Source organism: Pseudomonas sp. B21-047 (assembly GCF_024748775.1).
Classification (GTDB): domain Bacteria; phylum Pseudomonadota; class Gammaproteobacteria; order Pseudomonadales; family Pseudomonadaceae; genus Aquipseudomonas; species Aquipseudomonas capeferrum.
In genome coordinates this window covers 5,440,034-5,459,088 of the sequence record NZ_CP087169.1, presented here as the reverse complement: position 1 = coordinate 5,459,088, position 19,055 = coordinate 5,440,034, and the positions used below count along the sequence as shown (strand labels likewise).

Genomic DNA, 19,055 nt, shown 5'->3' with positions numbered 1-19,055 from the left:
GAATGGCCACCCGGAGTATGCTAAAAATGCAGCTGCAAGCCTTAAGCTACAAGCCTCAAGAAAACAGCATCCATGCGCCGAGCCGCTGTTCTTGTAGCTTGCCGCTTGCAACTTGCAGCTTCATTCCTATTGGTAGGCGTCTATGGAACAACCCCTGAAGGTGATGGTGATCGACGACTCACGCACGATCCGCCGTACCGCGCAGATGTTGCTCGGCGAAGCGGGTTGCGAGGTGATTACCGCCAGCGATGGCTTCGATGCCCTGTCCAAGATCGTCGACCACCAGCCACAGATCATCTTCGTCGATGTGCTGATGCCGCGCCTGGACGGTTACCAGACCTGCGCCGTGATCAAGCACAACAGTGCCTTCAAGGACATACCGGTGATCCTCCTGTCGTCGCGCGACGGCCTGTTCGACAAGGCCCGCGGGCGGGTGGTGGGGTCCGACCAGTTCCTCACCAAGCCGTTCAGCAAGGAAGAACTGCTCGATGCGATCAGGGCCCATGTGCCCGGTTTTGCCGAACACCAACAACACGCACCCTGACCGCGTCCGCCATGGCGCGGTCTTTCTTTCCTGATGGGGAAACAGCATGGCCCGAGTTCTGATTGTCGACGACTCGCCGACAGAGATGTACAGATTGACCGAATGGCTGGAAAAGCACGGTTACGAGGTGCTCAAGGCCAACAACGGTGCCGACGGCGTGGCCCTGGCGCGTCAGGAAAAGCCCGACGCGGTGCTGATGGACATCGTCATGCCCGGCATGAACGGCTTCCAGGCCACCCGCCAGTTGAGCAAAGACTTGGAAACCAGTGCCATCCCGGTGATCGTGGTCACCACCAAGGACCAGGAAACCGACCGCATCTGGGCCACCCGCCAGGGCGCTCGCGACTTTTTGACCAAACCGGTCGAAGAGGACGCGCTGATCGCCAAGCTCAAAGCAGTGCTGGGGGCTTGACCACCCGCCCGCAGGGCGCGTCGCTGACCGCCTTCGAGTTGTTGCTGGACATCGACCGGCGCTGCCGCCTGCTGGTGGCGGACCAACCCCCGCAGGACACCCGCCTGCAGCAGTGGAGCGGGATCGGCTTTCGCATCGCCGGGCAATGGTTCGTCGCGCCCATGGGCGAAGTCGCCGAAGTGCTGCGCGAGCCGCGCAGCAGCCGTGTGCCGGGGGTGCAACCCTGGGTCTGCGGGGTGGCCAACCTGCGCGGGCGGTTGTTGCCGGTCATGGACCTGAGCAGTTTCTTCGGGCTCGGCCCGGCGGCGCCCGGCAAGCAGCGGCGGGTGCTGGTGCTCGACCACGAAGACTTGTTCGTCGGCCTGCTGGTGGACGAGGTGCTGGGCCTGCAGCACTTTGCCCTGAGCAGCCTGGAACTGTCACCGCCGCAGCCGTTGATCCGCGCGGCTGCCCGCTTCGTGCAGGGGCACTTCCCGCGTGAACGCAACTGGGCGATCTTCAGCCCCTTCGCCCTGGCCCAGGCGCCGGGCTTTCTCGATGTGGCGTTATAGGACCTGCGAACGTGAACAACCCCGCCACCCGTGCTACCGCAACGCCCATGGCTCCGCGCACGCGCAGCATCGCGCAGATCACCGTGCTGTTTCTGATCCTGATCCTGTCGATCATCCTGCTGTTCGCCAATTTTGCCTACCTGAGCACCCAGTCCAACTACGACAAGCAGTACATCGGCCATGCCGGCGAGCTTCGCGTGTTGTCCCAGCGCATTGCCAAGAACGCCACCGAGGCGGCGGCCGGCAAGGCCTTGGCGTTCAAGCTGCTGTCGGATGCACGCAACGATTTCGAACGGCGCTGGAGCTACCTGCGTGAAGGCGACAAGTCCACCGGCCTGCCGGCGGCGCCAGTCACGGTGCGCGATGAGATGGAGGCGGTGCGCCAGGACTGGGAGAACCTGCGCAAGAACACCGATACCATTCTGGCCAGTGAGCAGACGGTGTTGTCCCTGCACCAGGTGGCCGCGACCCTTGCCGAGACCGTGCCGCAATTGCAGGTCGAATACGAAAAAGTGGTCGAGATCCTGCTGCAGAGCGGCGCACCGGCCAACCAGGTGGTGGTGGCCCAGCGTCAGTTGCTGCTGGCCGAACGCATCCTCGGCTCGGTCAATACCGTGCTGGCCGGTGATGACACCGCGGCCCAGGCCGCCGACGCCTTCGGCCGCGATGCCGGGCGCTTTGGCCAGGTGCTCGAGGGCATGCTCGGCGGCAACCCGGCCATCCAGGTGACCCGCGTCGAGGACGCCGATGCGCGGGCGCGGCTGGCCGAAATCGCCGAGCTGTTCCAGTTCGTCGCAGGCTCGGTTGACGAAATCCTCGAAACATCGCCTGAGCTGTTCCGCGTGCGCGAAGCGGCGGGCAACATCTTCAGCCTGTCGCAGACCCTGCTCGATGAGGCCTCGCACCTGGCCAACAGCTTCGAGAACCTGGCCGGCGGGCGCACCCTCGATACCGTCGGTGGCTACGCCCTGGGCCTGTTGGCGCTGGCCTCGATCATCCTGATCGGCCTGGTCATGGTGCGCACCACCAACCGGCAGTTGCGCGAGACGGCGGAAAAGAACGAACGCAACCAGCAGGCGATCATGCGCCTGCTCGACGAAATCGAAGAGCTGGCCGATGGCGACCTGACCGTGACCGTGTCGGTTACCGAGGACTTCACTGGCGCCATCGCCGACTCGATCAACTATTCGGTCGACCAGCTACGCGACCTGGTCGCCACCATCAACCACAGCGCCGTACAGGTGGCCGCTGCCGTGCAGGACACGCAGAACACCGCCCGCCAACTGGCCAAGGCGTCCGAACACCAGGCCGAGCAGATCAGCGAGGCGTCCGAGGCGGTGGGCGACATGGTCGAGTCGATCGACCGGGTTTCGGCGCATGCGTACGAGTCGGCCAAGGTGGCCGAGCGCTCGGTGGCGATTGCCAACAAGGGCAACGAGGTGGTGCACAACACCATCAACGGTATGGACAACATTCGCGAGCAGATCCAGGACACCGCCAAACGGATCAAGCGCCTGGGTGAATCGTCCCAGGAGATCGGCGACATCGTCAGCCTGATCGACGACATTGCCGATCAGACCAATATCCTCGCCCTCAACGCGGCGATCCAGGCGTCGCTGGCCGGTGAAGCCGGGCGCGGGTTTGCGGTGGTTGCCGACGAGGTGCAGCGGCTGGCCGAACGGTCGTCGTCGGCCACGCGACAGATCGAAGCGCTGGTACGGACCATTCAGGCCGATACCAACGAGGCGGTGATCTCCATGGAGCAGACCACCGCCGAAGTGGTACGCGGCGCGCGCCTGGCCCAGGATGCCGGGGTGGCGCTGGCGGAAATCGAAGGGGTGTCACAGACCCTGGCCGAACTGATCCACAGTATTTCCGACGCGGCCCAGTTGCAGACGTCTTCTGCCGGGCAGATTTCCCACACCATGGCGGTCATCCAGCAGATCACCGCACAGACATCGGCAGGGTCCGGCGCCACGGCCGACAGCATCCGCCACCTGGCACGCATGGCCAGCGAAATGCGCCGGTCGGTCTCTGGTTTTACCCTGCCGGCACCCGCCGAGCCGCGCTGAGGAATGCCCATGGCTTCTGCTGCTGTAAGCCCCGAGCGCCACGAAACGGTAGCGCTGGCCTGGACCAAGGCCGCCATCCTCGACTGCCTGGGCCAGGCGCGACAGGCCCTGGAGCGCTTTGCCGGCGAGCCGGGCGACTTGTCCATGCTGGCGTTCGTGGTCGACAACCTGCACCAGGTGCACGGTTGCCTGCGCATGCTCGAACTGCGCGGCGCGACGCGCCTGGCCGAAGAGCTGGAGCTGTTCGCCCGGGCCTTGGCCGAGGGCCAAGTCAGCCCTCGGGGTGACTGCCTGGGGGCATTGTTCCGAGGCCTGGAGCAACTGCCGTCGTACCTGGAGCGGCTGCGCGGCGCCCGCCACGACCTGCCGTTGGTGATGCTGCCGTTGCTCAACCAACTGCGCGCCTGCCGTGGCGTGGAGCCCCTGGCCCAGGCCAGCCTGATCAGCGGCACGGCGCAGCGCTTTGCCGGTTCCGACGATTTGGCCAACCTCGACCTGTCGCTGGGCAACTGGCGGGAGCAGATGCAGGCCGGGCCCGGTCGCGATGCCTTGCGCTCGGTGGTGAGCGCGCTGTGCGACGACCTGATGCGTATCAAGGAGCGCCTGGACCAGTTCGTGCGTGGCGGCCTGCCGCACAGTGAACAATCGCAAGCCTTGCTCGCCCCCTTGCGCCATGTCGCCGACACCCTGGCGGTACTGGGCTTCCAGCAGCCGCGGCGGGTGATCATCGACCAGGTGCTGGCGCTGCAGGCCCTGGCACCGGGCGAGGGCTCGGTGGATGACGCGGTATTGATGGATGTGGCGGGTGCCCTGTTGTATGTGGAGGCGACGCTCAATGGCATGGTCGGCCCGCTGGAAGAAAGCGGCCAGGGCGGCATGCCGGGCTCGGACCTGGCCGAGATCCGCCAGTTGGTGCTGAGCGAATCGCTGGCGGTCTTGCAGCAGGCCAAGGACTTGATCGGTGATTGCCTGGAGTCCGATTGGCCGCGGCAACGCCTGCAGCCGCTGCCGGGGTTGCTGCAGCAGGTGCGCGGGGCGTTGGCGATGCTGATGCTGCCCGGGCCAGCCGAGGTCTTTGCCGGGTGCGCGAGCTACGTGCAGCGCTGGTTGCAGCACCTGGACGTCGAGCCACCGGCCGATGAGCTGGCACACCTGGCCGACGCCCTGAGCGCTGCCGAGTGCTATCTGCAATGGCGGGTGGCCGACCCGCTGGCCGATGGCCAGCCCTTCATCGACATGGCGCGTGTCAGCCTGGCGGCGCTGGGCGTGACGTGCCTGGTCAGCGAAACGGGCCTCGGCCTGGACGACAACGGCGACGGCATCGATGACGAGCTGCGCGAAGTGTTCCTGGAAGAAGCGGGTGAGCTGCTGCCGGAAATCGAACGCCAGTGGTTGCGCTGGCGGGCCGACAACCAGCAGCGCGATGCCTTGCTGGAGGTGCGCCGCGCGCTGCATACGCTCAAGGGCAGCGGCCGAATGGTGCATGCCGAGGCGGTGGCGGAACTGGCCTGGGGCGCGGAGCACTTGCTCAACCGCATGCTCGAAGGCCGTATCGTGCTTACCCCGGAAGGGGTGGTGGCCTTGCAGCAGGCGTTCGTGCACCTGCCGGACCTGTTGTCCGACTTTGCTGCCGGGCAGTTGCCGCAACTGACCGAAATCGAGCAACTGGCCGGGCATCTGCACGCGCTGGCCGAAAACGATGCGCCACCCGCCGCCGACATCGATGGCCTCGACCCACAATTGCTGGATATCTTCCGCAACGAGGCGCACGGCCACCTGGACAGCCTTGAGGCATTTTTGCAGGGCGCCGAGGGCCAGGACACGCCGGTCAGCGACAGCCTGCAGCGTGCCCTGCATACGCTCAAGGGCAGCGCTGCGATGGCCGGGGTGATGCCGGTCGCCGAGCTGGCCACCGCGTTCGACCGCCTGGCGCGCGAGTACAAGGGCCACCAGTTGCCCCTGCAAGTGGCCGAGCTCGAATGGCTGGAAGCGGGGCGTTCACTGTTCCACTTGGGGCTGGCACAACTGGACAGCACGCCGTTGGCGGCCATCCCCGGCGCTGGCGATTTGATCGAGCAGGTCGGCCAGGCGGTGGATGTGCGCCTGGCCAGCCTGCATGAAGATGCCCAGCCTGGGCGACGCAGCAAGCGCGACCCGCAGCAGACCGCCAGCTTCCTGGCCCAGGCCATGGACATTCTGCTCGACGCCGAGTCGTTGCTATCGCGTTGGCAGGAGCAGCCGGGCCAACGCGGGCCCCTGGATACCCTGCTCGATGAGCTGACCAGCCTTGGCCATGCGGCGCACCTGGCCGACCTGTGGCAGATGGACGACGTCTGCGAGGCCCTGCTCGATGTCTATGGCGCCGTGGAGGAGGGCAGCCTGGCCGCCGACCCGCGCTTTTTCGCCCACGCGCAATCGGGCCACGAAGCCCTGCTCGACATGCTCGACGAAGTGGCCGCAGGGCAAGAAATTTCGTCCCGGCCAGCACTGGTCGACAGCTTGCGCAGCCTGTTGGCGCAGGCCCTGGCCCCGGACGCCACCGGCCTGGTAGGTATCGATTCGGTCACGCCGCTGCACCCCGACATGGAGCTTGGCTTGGGGCTGTCGCGCCCTGCGTTGCTGCCGGCTGCAGGCGACGTGTCTGCCGAGGAGCCCGACAGCCCAGGCGACAAGGAGCTGCTGGACGTCTTCCTCGAAGAAAGCTCGGACATCGTCGAGAGCGCTGCGGCGGCCTTGGCGCGCTGGCAGGCTGACCCGCGCAACAGCGTCGAGGTGGAAAACCTGCTGCGCGACCTGCACACCCTCAAAGGGGGCGCGCGCATGGTCGAGATCGCCGCCATTGGCGACCTGGCCCACGAACTGGAATTTCTGTACGAACTGCTTGCCGCCGGCCGCCTGCCGCCGAGCCCGCCCCTGTTTGCCCTGTTGCAGAATTGCCATGACCGCCTGGCGCACATGCTCGATGCCGTGCGCCTGGGGCAGCCGCTGCACGCGGCCACGGCGCTGATCGACTACATCCGCAACTTCAGCAGCGCGGCCCTGACCGACAGCGCCGCAGGCCAGGGGCCGCAGGAAGCTACGGCCCTCGAGGCGCCCGTGGCGGCACCGGAGCGGGTGGCGGGTGACATGGTCAAGGTCGATGCCGAACTGCTCGACGACCTGGGCAACCTGGCCGGTGAGCATTCGGTCATCCGTGGCCGCATCGAGCAGCAGGTCAACGATGCCCAATTCACCCTCAACGAAATGGAAACCACCCTGGAGCGCATGCGCGACCAGCTGCTGCGCCTGGACGTCGAGACCCAGGGGCGAATCTCCAGCCGGCAGGCGTTCGAGGGCGACGCCTACGACGACTTCGACCCGCTGGAAATGGACCGCCACTCGCAGTTGCAGCAGCTGTCACGGGCCTTGTTCGAGTCGGCGTCCGACCTGCTCGACCTGAAGGAAACCCTGGCCCAGCGGGCACAGGAGGCCTATAGCCTGTTGCAGCAGCAGGCGCGGGTGAACAGCCAGTTGCAAGAAGGCCTGACCGCCACCCTGATGGTGCCGTTCGAACGCTTGGTGCCGCGCTTGCAGCGCGTAGTGCGCCAGGTTGCCAGTGAGCTGGGCAAGCAGGTCGAGCTGGTGGTCGGCAATGCCGAGGGCGAGCTGGACCGCAGCGTGCTCGAACGCATGGTGGCGCCCCTGGAGCACATGCTGCGCAACGCTGTAGACCATGGCCTGGAAAGCCGCGAAGCGCGCCTGGCGGCGGGTAAGCCCGAGCACGGCACGATTCACCTGAACCTGTTGCACGAAGGCGCCGACATTGTCATCGAGATGACCGACGACGGCGCCGGCGTGCCGTTGGAGGCGGTGCGGCGCAAGGCGATCAAGCGTGGCCTGCTGGACCCGCAGGCGCACTTGAGCGACCACGAGGTGTTGCAGTTCATTCTGCGCCCCGGTTTCTCCACCGCCGAGAAGATCACCCAGATCTCCGGGCGTGGCCTGGGCATGGACGTGGTGCACGAAGAGGTCAAACAGTTGGGCGGCTCGATGACCATCGAGTCGGCCCAGGGCAAGGGCGCGCGCTTTTTGATCCGGCTGCCGTTCACCGTGTCGATCAACCGTGCGCTGATGGTGCACCTGGGCGAGGACCAATACGCGATCCCGCTCAATACCATCGAGGGCATCGTCCGCGTGCCGCCGGCGGAGCTGGCGGCCTGTTACCAGCTGGATACCCCGCAGTACGTCTACGCGGGCCACACCTACGCGTTGCGCTACCTGGGTGAGCTGCTGCAAGGGTTGCCACGGCCCAGCCTGCTTGGCCAGAGCGTGCCGCTGCCAGTGCTGCTGGTGCATTCCCAGGAACAGTCGTTCGCGATCCAGGCCGACAGCCTGTCGCCTAGCCGCGAGATCGTGGTGAAGAGCCTCGGCCCACAATTCGCCGCGGTTGCCGGGTTGTCTGGGGCGACCTTGCTGGGTGACGGCCGGGTGGTGCTGATTCTCGACCTGCTTGGCCAGTTGCGTGGTCAGCAAAGGCGCCTGGCGCGCCTGCCGGGTGGAGGCGATGCGCAGCGCCAGCTGTTCGGCCCGGCGCCGCGACGGGCACTGCTGGTGATGGTGGTGGACGATTCGGTGACGGTACGCAAGGTCACCAGCCGGCTGCTGGAGCGTCATGGCATGAACGTACTGACGGCCAAGGACGGGGTCGATGCCATGGCGCAGCTGGACGAGCATCGCCCCGATGTGTTGCTGCTGGATATCGAGATGCCGCGCATGGACGGTTTCGAGGTGGCCACGCGCATCCGCCGTGACGAGCGCCTGAAGGGCTTGCCGATCATCATGATTACCTCACGCACAGGGCAGAAGCACCGCGACCGTGCCATGGCCATCGGTGTCAACGAGTACCTGGGCAAGCCTTATCAAGAGTCTGTGTTGTTGCAGAGCATCGCCCATTGGAGCCAGGCCCATGCTTGAACTTATCTCCAGCCAGCGCAGCAGCCTGACCGGCCTGTTGCTGCCCTTGGGCGACCGGACTTTGGTCCTGCCCAATGTTGCCGTGGCCGAACTGATCGCCCAGCGCAACCTGCTGTGTCAGCGTGGCGAGCCTGCCTGGCACCTGGGCTGGATCGACTGGCGCCAGCAACGGTTGCCGCTGATCGGTTTCGAGGCGGCGTGCGGGGGGGATACCCCGTGTGGTGAGCGGGCACGTATCGTGGTGCTCAATGCGCTGGGCGATACCGGGCTGCGTTACCTGGCGGTATTGCTGCAGGACATCCCGCGTTCGTGCAAGCTCGACAGCCAGCTCAACTACGTGGACGTGGCGCTGGGCAGCCTGGAGTTGGCAGCGGTGCAGGTGGGCGAGCAGGTGGCGCGGGTGCCGGATCTGGTGGCGCTGGAGCGCTTGGTGCGTGACGCGCAATTGCAACCTGAGCCTGGATAATAGGGCGTTTGATCGGGCCTCTTCGCGGGGCAAGCCCGCGCCCACAGGTACAGCGTTTTGTCCAACCTGAGGGAGCGGGCTTGCCCCGCGAAGAGGGACGAACGGAACACCTCAGGAACCCAGCCCGCCAAAGGAGGTCTGTGTTTGCATGTATTACGGTGAACGCTTCAACGCCTGGACCCACCTGGTCGGTGCCGTCCTGGCCTGCATAGGTGCCATCTGGCTGATCGTCGTCGCGGGCCTGCAGGGCGACCCCTGGAAGATCGTCAGTTTCTCCATCTACGGCGGCACGCTGCTGCTGCTGTACAGCATCTCCACCCTCTACCACAGCACGCGCGGGCGGGCGAAGGTGATCATGCGCAAGCTCGATCACCTGTCGATCTACCTGCTGATCGCCGGCAGCTATACGCCATTCTGCCTGGTCAGCTTGCGTGGGCCTTGGGGCTGGAGCCTGTTCGGGGTGGTGTGGGGGCTGGCGGTAATCGGCATGCTGCAGGAGATCAAGCCCCGCTCCGAGGCGCGGGTGCTGTCCATCATCATCTATGCGGTAATGGGCTGGATCGTCCTGGTGGCGGTCGACCCGCTACTGCGCAGCCTCGGCACCGCCGGCTTCGCCTGGCTGGCGGCCGGCGGCGTGTTCTACACGGTGGGCATCATCTTCTTTGCCTTCGACAGCCGTTTTCGACACTGGCACGGCATCTGGCACCTGTTCGTGATCGCCGGCAGTGTGATGCACTTCATTGCCGTGTCGTTCTACGTGCGCTAGGCGCTGGGTTAAAAGTCGCCCCACAACTGCTGTGCCACCGACAACGCCACCACTGGCGCGGTTTCGGTGCGCAGCACGCGTGGGCCGAGGCGGGCGGCGTGGAAGCCGGCGGCCTTGGCCTGGTCGACTTCGGCGTCGTTCAGGCCACCTTCGGGGCCAATCAAGAAGGCCAGGCGTGACGGCGTGGCGTGGCTGGTCAGCGGTTCGGCCACCGGGTGCAGCACCAGTTTCAGGTCGGCCTCGGTGTGCTTGACCCATTCGGCCAGTGTCACCGGCGAGTGAATCACCGGCACGCTCGACCGGCCGCACTGTTCGCACGCACTGATGGCCACCTGGCGCCAGTGGGCCAGGCGTTTGTCGGCGCGTTCGTCTTTCAGGCGGACTTCACAGCGTTCGCTGACGATCGGGGTAATTTCATTGGCGCCCAGTTCGGTGGCTTTCTGGATCGCCCAATCCATCCGTTCGCCACGGGACAAGCCCTGGCCGAGGTGGATGTGCAGCGGCGATTCGGCCTGGCCGGCAAGGGTCTGGTCCAGTGCTACGCGCACGGTTTTCTTGCCGACTTCGAGCAATTGGCCGCGAAACTCCTGGCCGCTGCCGTCGAACAGTTGCACGGCATCGCCCGGGGCCATGCGCAGCACGCGGCCGATGTAATGGGCCTGGGCCTCGGGCAAGTCATGCTCGCCAAGGCTCAGGGGGGCGTCGATGAAGAAGCGGGACAGTCTCATGGTTAAGCTCAGAAAGTGAAGAAGTCATCGACCCTTGTAGGAGCGGCCTTGCGTCGCGAAAGGGGCGCGCAGCGGCCCCAGGTTCTGTGGCGCAACACATATCGCCGGGGCCGCTGCGCGCCCCTTTCGCGACGCAAGGCCGCTCCTACCAGGGAATGCGTGGTGTTGGGTTAGCCCGGGTCGCGGAAATCGGGGTGGAAGTTGGCCGGCACCGCCACGCTGACGCTGTCTCGCGTGGCGATGTCGATGCCTTCACTGGCCACCTCGGCAAGGAAGTCGATCTGCTCGGGCGTGATCACGTACGGCGGCAGGAAGTACACCACGCTGCCCAGCGGGCGCAGCAAGGCGCCACGGGTCAGGGCGTGCTCGAAGACCTTCAAGCCACGGCGTTCCTGCCAGGGGTAGGCGACCTTGCCAGTCTTGTCCTGGACCATCTCGATGGCCAGGGCCATGCCGGTCTGGCGGATCTCGGCCACATGCGGGTGATCGGCCAGGTGCGCGGTGGCCGTAGCCATGCGTGCGGCCAGGGGCTTGTTGGCCTCGATCACGTTGTCCTGCGCGAAAATATCCAGCGTCGCCAGCGCGGCGGCGCACGCCAGCGGGTTGCCGGTGTAGCTGTGCGAGTGGAGGAACGCGCGCAGCGTCGGGTAGTCGTCGTAGAAGGCCTGGTACACGGTGTCGGTGGTCAGGCACGCCGCCAGCGGCAGGTAACCCCCGGTCAGTGCCTTGGACAGGCACAGGAAATCTGGACGGATACCCGCCTGTTCGCAGGCGAACATCGTCCCGGTGCGGCCGAAGCCCACGGCGATTTCGTCGTGGATCAAGTGCACGCCGTAGCGGTCACAGGCTTCGCGCAGCAGCTTGAGGTAGATCGGGTGGTACATGCGCATGCCGCCCGCGCCTTGGATCAGCGGCTCGATGATGACCGCGCTGATGCTGGCGTGGTGTTCGGCCAGGGTCTGCTCCATGGCCTGGAACAGGTTGCGCGAGTGTTCTTCCCAGCTCATGCCGTCGGGGCGCAGGTAGCAATCCGGGCTGGGCACCTTGATGGTATCGAGCAGCAGCGCCTTGTAGGTTTCGGTAAACAGCGGCACGTCGCCCACCGACATCGCGGCAATGGTTTCGCCGTGGTAGCTGTTGGTGAGGGTGACAAAGCGCTTCTTCTCGGGTTTGCCGATGTTCTGCCAGTAATGGAAGCTCATCTTCAGCGCGACTTCGATGCAGGACGAGCCGTTGTCGGCGTAGAACACCCGGTCCAGCCCCGCCGGGGTCATGGCGACCAGGCGTTCGGACAGCTCGATTACCGGCTGGTGGCTGAAGCCGGCCAGGATCACGTGTTCCAGCTGGTCGACCTGGTCCTTGATGCGCTGGTTGATGCGCGGGTTGGCATGGCCAAACACGTTGACCCACCAACTGCTCACGGCGTCCAGGTAGCGTTTGCCTTCGAAGTCTTCAAGCCACACGCCTTCACCGCGCTTGATCGGGATCAGCGGCAACTGCTCGTGGTCTTTCATCTGGGTGCAGGGGTGCCACAGGACCTTAAGGTCACGTTGCATCCACTGATCGTTGAGGCCCATGGGTACTTCTCCTGGCTGCACTGCTGGCTTGGACCGCGTAAGCCTAAGCAAAGCTGCCGGGTAGGACAACCGCTGCTCATCAATGACGCTGGGTGCCGGTCCATTCGAGCTTGCGAATATGTACGGTGCCGGCCTGCGAGGTGGAAATGGTCAGACGCCGGAAAGGCCCGTCGATGACCTGGTGATAGGGTTGTGTGGAGATGGGGCCGGGCATCAGGTCCGTAAAACCGCTGCCTTCGATCGTGATCCAGTAGAAGTTGCGTGGCGCGGGAGCAGCCAGGTCGTAATCGTGGCCTTCGGTATCGAACAGCATGTGCAGGTCGTCACAAAGGAAGTCGCTGACCACGTAGTACTCCAGTCGCAAGCATTCGACCTCTTGGGCGAAGGTGATATCCACATCGCTGTTTTCGCCAATTACCAGTTCCGTGCCATCGTCGCCCCTGAACGCTTCGTGAAAGCCCGTCCAGGATGTGCTGTTGGCGCGAATACTCAGGCCAGATGCCGTGCACAAGGTTTGTTTGTGCCAGAGAAATTGCCGTGCGACGTGAGTGAAACACTCCTCGAAGATCATCTGCAGGCCCTCCTGGCGGGCGTTTGGCCATTCGCGTCAGCATCGCCTGCCGTGGGGCGAGCTGGCTACTGACAAAAATGTCAGTTGCCAAAAGGACTTGATGTCGCTGTGGTGGCAGGGTTGGCAGACCTGACGTATTCTTAACGCATCTGTCTCGGGGCATTTCTGCCTCCCTTTTTTTCTGAAACGTCTGACTCGGAGTTCGCCAACATGGCTGCTGCTTGGGTGCGCCTGTGCGCGTTGGTATTGATCGGTGTGTCCAGCGGCGCCGCGCTGGCGAAGGACAAAACGCCCACGGCCATCGTGGTGGGTGGCGGCCTGGCGGGCCTTACCGCAGCCTACGAGCTGCAGAACAAGGGCTGGCAGGTGACGCTGCTGGAAGCCAAATCGGGCATGGGCGGCCGCTCGGGGCTGGCGACCAGCGAGTGGATCGGCAATGCCAAGGCGCAGCCGGTGCTCAACCAGTACCTCGACCGTTTCAAGCTTGAAACACTGCCTGCGCCGGAGTTCGTGCGCACGCCGGGTTACCTGATCGACGGTGAGTATTTCAGTGCCACCGACCTGGCCACCAAGCAGCCCGCCACCGCCGAGGCGCTCAAGCGCTATGAGAAAACCCTCGATGACCTGGCCCGGTCGATCGACGACCCGCTGAACCCCCAGGCGACCAGCACATTGTTCGCCCTCGACCAGATCAACGTTTCCACCTGGCTCGACAAGTTGCAACTGCCGGCCACCGCGCGTCAGCTGGTCAACCAGCAGATCCGTAGCCGCTACGATGAGCCGTCACGCCTGTCGCTGCTGTACTTCGCCCAGCAGAATCGCGTGTATCGGGGTGTCAGTGACCGTGACCTGCGCGCCGCGCGCCTGCCCGGTGGCAGCCCGGTACTGGCTCAGGCTTTTGTCAAACAGCTGAAGACTATCAAGACCAGCTCGCCGGTCACCGCCATCGTCCAGGACAAGGACGGCGTCACGGTCAAGGTGGGCAGCGTGGGCTACCAGGCCGATTACCTGGTCATGGCTGTGCCCCTGCGCGCCCTGGCCAAGATCCAGATGACCCCGGGCCTGGACAACCAGCACCTGGCGGCGATCAAGGGCACCAACTATGGCTGGCGCGACCAGCTGATGCTCAAGTTCAAGAAGCCGGTGTGGGAAAGCCGGGCGCGCATGTCTGGCGAAATCTTCAGCAACGCCGGCCTGGGCATGCTGTGGATCGAACCGGCACTCAAAGGCGGCGCCAACGTGGTGATCAACCTGTCCGGCGACAACGCCCGCCTGCTGCAGGCGTTCGGTGACAAGCAGATGGTCGACCAGGTGTTGATTCGCCTGCACGCGTTTTATCCACAGGCCCGTGGCTCGTTCACCGGCTACGAGGTCAAGCGCTACAGCACCGACGCCGGTATGGGCGGCGCCTACCTGGCCTATGGCCCTGGGCAGATCAGCAAGTACTGGCGCCTGTGGGAGCGCCCGGTGCAGCGCATCACCTTTGCCGGCGAGCATACCGACGCCCTCTACCCTGGCACCCTGGAAGGCGCTCTGCGCAGCGGCCAACGTGCGGCCAGCCAGGCACAGGACCTGTTGGCCGGCAAGTCATTCGACCCCGCCAAGGCTGTGCCGGTTGCGGCCGCAGCCGCAGCAGGTGCTGCTGCGGCCAAGGACAAGGGCGGGTTCTTCTCGAACATGTTCGGTGGCGGGTCCGGCAAGACCGACAAGTCTGAAAAAGCCCCCGCCAAGGCCGAGCCGCTGAAAGATGAGGCCAAGCAGGACAAGCCAGGGTTCTTCTCGCGCCTGTTTGGCGGGGCTGACAAGCCCGAGGTGAAAGCCGAGCCGCTTGCCAAGGCCGACGAAGTGGCACCGGCGCCTGCTGCCGCCAAGCCCGCCGCAACCAAGGTAACCCCTGCCAAGCATGCGCCAGCACACAAGCCGGCGGCAAAACAGGCGCACAAGCCTGTCGAGGCTAAAAAGGCCACGGCAAAATCGGCGCCGGCCAAGAAGCCAGTGGCCGATACCCAGGCCAAGGCAGGCTGACCTCTTCCCAGTGCCGGCTCAAGGGCCGGCACTGGCGGCCCGCGTTAATCCAACTATCGTTAATGTTTCCTTAATGGGAAGCTTACACAATACATATCGGATTTCTCGATAATCCAAAGCAATTTTTTCCGCTTTTATTCGATACGTTACGCGTTAGTCTGTGCACAGCTTTCACGGGGAAACACGCCAACATGCAACTGCGCAATTCACCTTCTCGCTACGGCGTGGTCAGCATCATCCTGCACTGGGGTGTAGCGCTGGCAGTCTTCGGCCTATTCGGCCTGGGGCTGTGGATGGTCGGTCTGGACTACTACGACCCTTGGCGCAAAGCCGGCCCGGACTTGCACAAAAGCATCGGCCTGATGCTGCTGGGGGTGATGCTGCTGCGTCTGATCTGGCGTTTCATCAGCCCGCCACCGCCGGCGCCGGCCAACCACGGGGCACTCACCCGCGTGGCCGCCAAACTGGGCCATCTGGCACTGTACGTGGGGCTGTTCGCGGTGATGATCGCCGGTTACCTGATCTCCACCGCCGACGGCGTCGGTATTCCGGTATTCGGCCTGTTCGCAGTACCGGCACTGGTCAGCGACCTGCCCGATCAGGCGGACCTGGCTGGTGTGATTCATCTTTGGCTGGCCTGGGGCCTGGTGATTTTTGCCGTGCTTCATGGCCTGGCAGCATTGAAACACCATTTCATCGACCGTGACGCGACCCTGACCCGTATGCTGGGCCGCAAAGCTTGACTCTCAACCTCAATTGCAAGGAATAGAAAGGATGTTGAAAAAGACTTTTGCCGCTCTGGCGCTCGGTACTGCACTGTTCTCCGCTGGCGCCATGGCCGCCGAGTACAAGATCGACAAGGAAGGCCAGCACGCGTTCGTCGACTGGAAGATCAGCCACCTGGGCTACAGCTTCATCCACGGTACTTTCAAGGACTTCGACGGCAACTTCACTTGGGACAGCGCCAAGCCTGAAGCGAGCAAGATCAGCGTCGACGTGAAGACTGCCAGCCTGTGGTCCAACCACGCCGAGCGTGACAAGCACATCGCCAGCAAAGACTTCCTCGATGTGGGCAAGTTTGCAGACGCCAAGTTTGTTTCCACTGCCGTCAAATCGACCGGTGACAAGACCGCTGACGTGACCGGTGACCTGACCCTGCACGGCGTGACCAAGCCGGTCACCTTCAAAGCCACCTTCAACGGTGAAGGCAAGGACCCATGGGGTGGCGAGCGTGCTGGCTTCAACGCCACCACCACGCTGAACCTGAATGACTTTGGCATCAAGGGGCCAGGCGCGACTTCGCAGACCGTGGACCTGGATATCAGCCTTGAAGGCGTGAAGCAGAAGTAATGTGTTGTAGCTGAATAAGCTGGGGCCGCTGTGCGGCCCTTTCGCGACACGAGGCCGCTCCTACACAGAGCGGCCTTTTGCCGTGAAAGGGCCGCGCAGCGGCCCCAGCTTTTTACGATCAGCGGTTGCGAGTCAGCAGCGCCGGGCGCTCGCCACGTGGGCGGCTTGGCAGATCGTCCAGTTGCTCAGGCGTCGGGTAACGGTCGAGCTTGGATTCCTTGCGGATGATCACCGGCTGGTTCTGCGGCTCACGCGAGCTGCGCACTGCAGGTTCCTGACGGGCAGCATCATCGCGAGCCGGGCGACCACGGCCACCGCCACCGCCATCACGGCGTGCACCGCCACCGTTGTTGTTGCGCGGTGGGCGCTTCTCGCCGCTGGTGCTGCGTGGCTGGGCGCCATTGCGAGCTTGGCCACCGCCACCACCGTTGCTGCGCTGGGCAGCACCTTGGCTTTGGCCTGCGCCAGTACCAGCGCCACCACCACCAGGACGACGGTTACGCCCCTGGTTCTTGCCCTGGTACGGGCTGACGTAGTCGGCACGGTTGCCGAAGTTGTCGACTTCGTCATCCAGGAACTCATCCGGCGCACGGTCAGATGGCGCTTTGGGTGTGCTGTTCTGGCTGGCTTGCTGCTGGCGTGGCTTGTTGTCACGCGGCTTGCGCTGCTGCGGCTTGTCGCCGGACCTTTCCTTCTCGGCAGGCTTGTCGGCAGCGGGCTGCTTGGCCTTGCCTTTATCCTTGCCTTTGTCCTTGCGGCCACCGTTGGCGTCTTTGCCGCCTTCGCCGCGTGGCTGGTTGCGACCGCCACGGCCGGTGTTCTGCGGGCGTTCGCGTACTTCAGGCTTCTCGGCTTCCACCTGGCTTGCATCAAAGCCCATCAGGTCGCCATCGGCAATCTTCTGCTTGGTGACCCGCTCGATGCTCTTGAGCAGCTTCTCTTCGTCTGGCGAGACCAGGGAAATAGCCTCACCCGAACGGCCTGCACGGCCAGTACGGCCGATACGGTGCACGTAATCTTCTTCGACATTGGGCAGCTCGAAGTTGACCACGTGGGGCAACTGATCAATGTCCAGGCCGCGGGCGGCGATGTCGGTGGCAACCAGCACCCGTACGGCATTGGCCTTGAAGTCGGCCAGGGCTTTGGTGCGGGCGTTCTGGCTCTTGTTGCCGTGGATGGCGGCGGCGGTCAGGCCGTGCTTTTCCAGGTACTCGGCCAGGCGGTTGGCGCCGTGCTTGGTACGGGTGAACACCAATACCTGTTCCCAGGCACCCAGGGTGATCAGGTGTGCCAGCAGTGCACGCTTGTGGCTGGCGGGCAGGCGGTAGATGCGCTGCTCGATGCGTTCGACCGTGGTGTTGGGCGGCGTGACTTCGATGCGCTCCGGGTTGTGCAGGAGCTTGTCGGCCAGGTCGGTGATGTCTTTGGAGAAGGTGGCCGAGAACAGCAGGTTCTGGCGCTTGGTCGGCAGTCGGGCGAGGACCTTCTTGACGTCGTGGATGAAGCCCATGTCGAGCATGCGGTCGGCTTCATCGAGGACCAGAATTTCTACATGGGACAGGTCAACCTTGCCTTGACCGGCCAGGTCGAGCAGGCGACCAGGGCACGCCACCAGGACGTCGACACCTTTGGCGATGGCCTGGATCTGCGGGTTCATGCCGACGCCGCCGAAGATGCAGGCGCTGACCAGTGGCAGGTCACGGGCATAGACCTTGAAGCTGTCATGCACCTGGGCCGCCAGTTCGCGGGTCGGGGTCAGGACCAGTACGCGGGGCTGGCGTGGGCCATGGCGCTGCGACTTGTCGGGGTGGCCACCGGGGAACAGGCGCTCGAGGATCGGCAAGGCAAAACCGCCGGTTTTACCAGTACCTGTCTGTGCGGCGACCATCAGATCGCGGCCTTGCAACACGGCGGGAACAGCCCGCTGTTGCACCGGAGTCGGCTGGGTATAGCCCGCAGCCTCGATAGCGCGGACAAGAGCCTCGGAGAGACCGAGGGAAGCAAAGGACATGGGCGATCCTGTTCTCGTGTGGGCTGGGCCCGTTGGGATGTTCTGCCTGGCGCGACGGGCATCGGTGAGATGCGATCGCGTCCGGTCCAGCTTGGCTTTCACTGCACATCCAGGAAGCGGAGGGCTGACGCGGTAGGGCGTCGATGCCGATCGGGATGCCTGTTGCTAGGCCGAGCGTCCGGGCGTAAGCCTGGCGGGAAGGCCCGAGTATAACAGAGCTATCGCGGCGTGCTGCTTTCCTGCTGCTCAACGGCGTTGAGAATGTTTCCGATGTCGCCTGTGTAGCGGTTGTTGATGGCGGCATAGGCGGGTTCTTGCTTGAAGCGCTGCAATTCTTCAGCGAACGCCTGGGCCAACGCTTCGCGCCCAGGTTTGCGGGTCAGCCCCAGGTACTGCGTCTGTCGGCTGATCAGCAGCGGCAGTTCTTCGACCTGCTGTTCCAGGCCCAGTTGACGCATCAGGTAGCGGCCAACCCTGCGGTCGGTAATCAGCAGATCGATACGGCCAAGCATCAACTTGCCGAAGTTGGCTTCATGGGTGGGGGCTGCTTCGCGTCGGAAACGGGGCGAGTCGTTGAAGGCCGCGCCGTAGGTATAGCCGGGCGATGTGCCTACGCTGAGGCCAGCGAGGTCATTCAGGCCGGTCACTGCGTGCCGACGGCTGCGGGCCTGAAACAGCACGAACTCGACATCCGACATGGGCTCCGACGGGTAGATCAGAAAAGGCCTGCGCGCGTCGATCTGAAAGATATCGACAATACCGTCCGCCAGCCCTTGCTCGATCATCGCCAGGCAGCGCTTCCAGGGTAGAAACTGCCATTCCACCTCTACACCCAAGCGCTTGAAGACCTGGGTGGTGACCTCGTAATCGATACCTCGGGGCTGGCCTTTCTGCTGGTAGATATACGGCGCCCAGTCGTCGGACACCAGGCGCAAGCGTTCGGCCAGGGCCAACGGGCTCAGGCAGGCGAGCAGCAGGATCCAGAACAGGCGGATGATGGCGGACATGGCCCGCAGATTACGCGCTCGG

General features: G+C 64.4%; 15 protein-coding genes. 10 read left to right on the top strand and 5 right to left on the bottom strand.

The genetic code is table 11. The features are described 5' to 3' along the window. Positions 1-142 precede the first annotated feature (142 nt). From LOY26_RS24690 to LOY26_RS24660, 7 genes are all read left to right on the top strand, one after another. Entirely contained in the window at positions 143-544 is a 402-nt protein-coding gene (locus tag LOY26_RS24690) for a PleD family two-component system response regulator (protein WP_033701912.1), read from the top strand. A gap of 46 nt (positions 545-590) precedes the next feature. Then, entirely contained in the window at positions 591-956 is a 366-nt protein-coding gene (gene pilH / locus LOY26_RS24685; protein WP_186652859.1) for a twitching motility response regulator PilH, read from the top strand. Then, positions 953-1,507 carry a chemotaxis protein CheW gene (locus tag LOY26_RS24680; RefSeq protein WP_033701910.1) on the top strand — a complete coding sequence of 185 codons (555 nt, stop codon included), beginning with the start codon at positions 953-955 and terminating at the stop codon, positions 1,505-1,507. Before pilH ends, LOY26_RS24680 begins: the two co-directional genes overlap by 4 nt. A 47-nt stretch (positions 1,508-1,554) precedes the next feature. Further along, positions 1,555-3,579 carry a methyl-accepting chemotaxis protein gene (locus tag LOY26_RS24675; RefSeq protein ID WP_156310511.1) on the top strand — a complete coding sequence of 675 codons (2,025 nt, stop codon included), beginning with the start codon at positions 1,555-1,557 and terminating at the stop codon, positions 3,577-3,579. A gap of 9 nt (positions 3,580-3,588) precedes the next feature. Continuing rightward, entirely contained in the window at positions 3,589-8,532 is a 4,944-nt protein-coding gene (locus tag LOY26_RS24670; protein ID WP_258714204.1) for an Hpt domain-containing protein, read from the top strand. Next, a complete protein-coding gene (locus LOY26_RS24665) occupies positions 8,525-8,998 on the top strand; it encodes a chemotaxis protein CheW (protein WP_033701907.1) in 474 nt (157 codons plus the stop codon). Before LOY26_RS24670 ends, LOY26_RS24665 begins: the two co-directional genes overlap by 8 nt. Before the next feature lie 148 nt (positions 8,999-9,146). Beyond that, positions 9,147-9,764, top strand: coding sequence for a PAQR family membrane homeostasis protein TrhA (locus LOY26_RS24660; protein WP_033701906.1), 618 nt, complete (start codon positions 9,147-9,149; stop codon positions 9,762-9,764). Between the two features lie 8 nt (positions 9,765-9,772). Here LOY26_RS24660 and LOY26_RS24655 read toward each other — a convergent pair whose 3' ends face one another. From LOY26_RS24655 to LOY26_RS24645, 3 genes are all read right to left on the bottom strand, one after another. Then, the gene (locus tag LOY26_RS24655) at positions 9,773-10,492 is read right to left on the bottom strand and encodes a 16S rRNA (uracil(1498)-N(3))-methyltransferase (protein ID WP_033701905.1); all 720 of its coding nucleotides are present in this window, start codon (positions 10,490-10,492) and stop codon (positions 9,773-9,775) included. A gap of 170 nt (positions 10,493-10,662) precedes the next feature. Beyond that, positions 10,663-12,069, bottom strand: a complete 1,407-nt coding sequence (locus tag LOY26_RS24650; RefSeq protein ID WP_258714203.1) for an adenosylmethionine--8-amino-7-oxononanoate transaminase — start codon at positions 12,067-12,069, stop codon at positions 10,663-10,665. A 79-nt stretch (positions 12,070-12,148) separates the two neighbouring features. After that, on the bottom strand, positions 12,149-12,640 hold the full coding sequence (locus LOY26_RS24645; protein WP_186663495.1) for a hypothetical protein: 492 nt from the start codon (positions 12,638-12,640) through the stop codon (positions 12,149-12,151). Positions 12,641-12,850: 210 nt separating this feature from the next. On the opposite strand from LOY26_RS24645, the gene LOY26_RS24640 reads away from it, so the two are divergent. From LOY26_RS24640 to LOY26_RS24630, 3 genes are all read left to right on the top strand, one after another. Then, positions 12,851-14,665 (top strand): flavin monoamine oxidase family protein, encoded by a 1,815-nt coding sequence (locus LOY26_RS24640; RefSeq protein WP_258714202.1) that lies wholly within the window; start codon positions 12,851-12,853, stop codon positions 14,663-14,665. A 191-nt stretch (positions 14,666-14,856) separates the two neighbouring features. Beyond that, on the top strand, positions 14,857-15,408 hold the full coding sequence (locus LOY26_RS24635) for a cytochrome b (protein WP_186652845.1): 552 nt from the start codon (positions 14,857-14,859) through the stop codon (positions 15,406-15,408). Between the two features lie 31 nt (positions 15,409-15,439). After that, a complete protein-coding gene (locus tag LOY26_RS24630) occupies positions 15,440-16,015 on the top strand; it encodes a YceI family protein (RefSeq protein WP_033701900.1) in 576 nt (191 codons plus the stop codon). 118 nt (positions 16,016-16,133) lie between these two features. Here the strand turns inward: LOY26_RS24630 and LOY26_RS24625 are convergent, their stop codons facing one another. Further along, on the bottom strand, positions 16,134-18,026 hold the full coding sequence (locus LOY26_RS24625; RefSeq protein ID WP_047582245.1) for a DEAD/DEAH box helicase: 1,893 nt from the start codon (positions 18,024-18,026) through the stop codon (positions 16,134-16,136). Between the two features lie 218 nt (positions 18,027-18,244). After that, entirely contained in the window at positions 18,245-19,033 is a 789-nt protein-coding gene (locus LOY26_RS24620; protein WP_258714201.1) for an ABC transporter substrate-binding protein, read from the bottom strand. Positions 19,034-19,055: the final 22 nt, after the last annotated feature.

Coding starts and splice junctions, on each gene's coding strand:
- LOY26_RS24620 (WP_258714201.1), bottom strand. CDS start 19,033: ATGTCCGCCATCATCCGCCTGTTCTGGATCCTGCTGCTCGCCTGCCTG.
- pilH (WP_186652859.1), top strand. CDS start 591: ATGGCCCGAGTTCTGATTGTCGACGACTCGCCGACAGAGATGTACAGA.
- LOY26_RS24660 (WP_033701906.1), top strand. CDS start 9,147: ATGTATTACGGTGAACGCTTCAACGCCTGGACCCACCTGGTCGGTGCC.
- LOY26_RS24625 (WP_047582245.1), bottom strand. CDS start 18,026: ATGTCCTTTGCTTCCCTCGGTCTCTCCGAGGCTCTTGTCCGCGCTATC.
- LOY26_RS24635 (WP_186652845.1), top strand. CDS start 14,857: ATGCAACTGCGCAATTCACCTTCTCGCTACGGCGTGGTCAGCATCATC.
- LOY26_RS24690 (WP_033701912.1), top strand. CDS start 143: ATGGAACAACCCCTGAAGGTGATGGTGATCGACGACTCACGCACGATC.
- LOY26_RS24650 (WP_258714203.1), bottom strand. CDS start 12,069: ATGGGCCTCAACGATCAGTGGATGCAACGTGACCTTAAGGTCCTGTGG.
- LOY26_RS24675 (WP_156310511.1), top strand. CDS start 1,555: ATGGCTCCGCGCACGCGCAGCATCGCGCAGATCACCGTGCTGTTTCTG.
- LOY26_RS24655 (WP_033701905.1), bottom strand. CDS start 10,492: ATGAGACTGTCCCGCTTCTTCATCGACGCCCCCCTGAGCCTTGGCGAG.
- LOY26_RS24645 (WP_186663495.1), bottom strand. CDS start 12,640: ATGATCTTCGAGGAGTGTTTCACTCACGTCGCACGGCAATTTCTCTGG.
- LOY26_RS24665 (WP_033701907.1), top strand. CDS start 8,525: ATGCTTGAACTTATCTCCAGCCAGCGCAGCAGCCTGACCGGCCTGTTG.
- LOY26_RS24630 (WP_033701900.1), top strand. CDS start 15,440: ATGTTGAAAAAGACTTTTGCCGCTCTGGCGCTCGGTACTGCACTGTTC.
- LOY26_RS24640 (WP_258714202.1), top strand. CDS start 12,851: ATGGCTGCTGCTTGGGTGCGCCTGTGCGCGTTGGTATTGATCGGTGTG.
- LOY26_RS24670 (WP_258714204.1), top strand. CDS start 3,589: ATGGCTTCTGCTGCTGTAAGCCCCGAGCGCCACGAAACGGTAGCGCTG.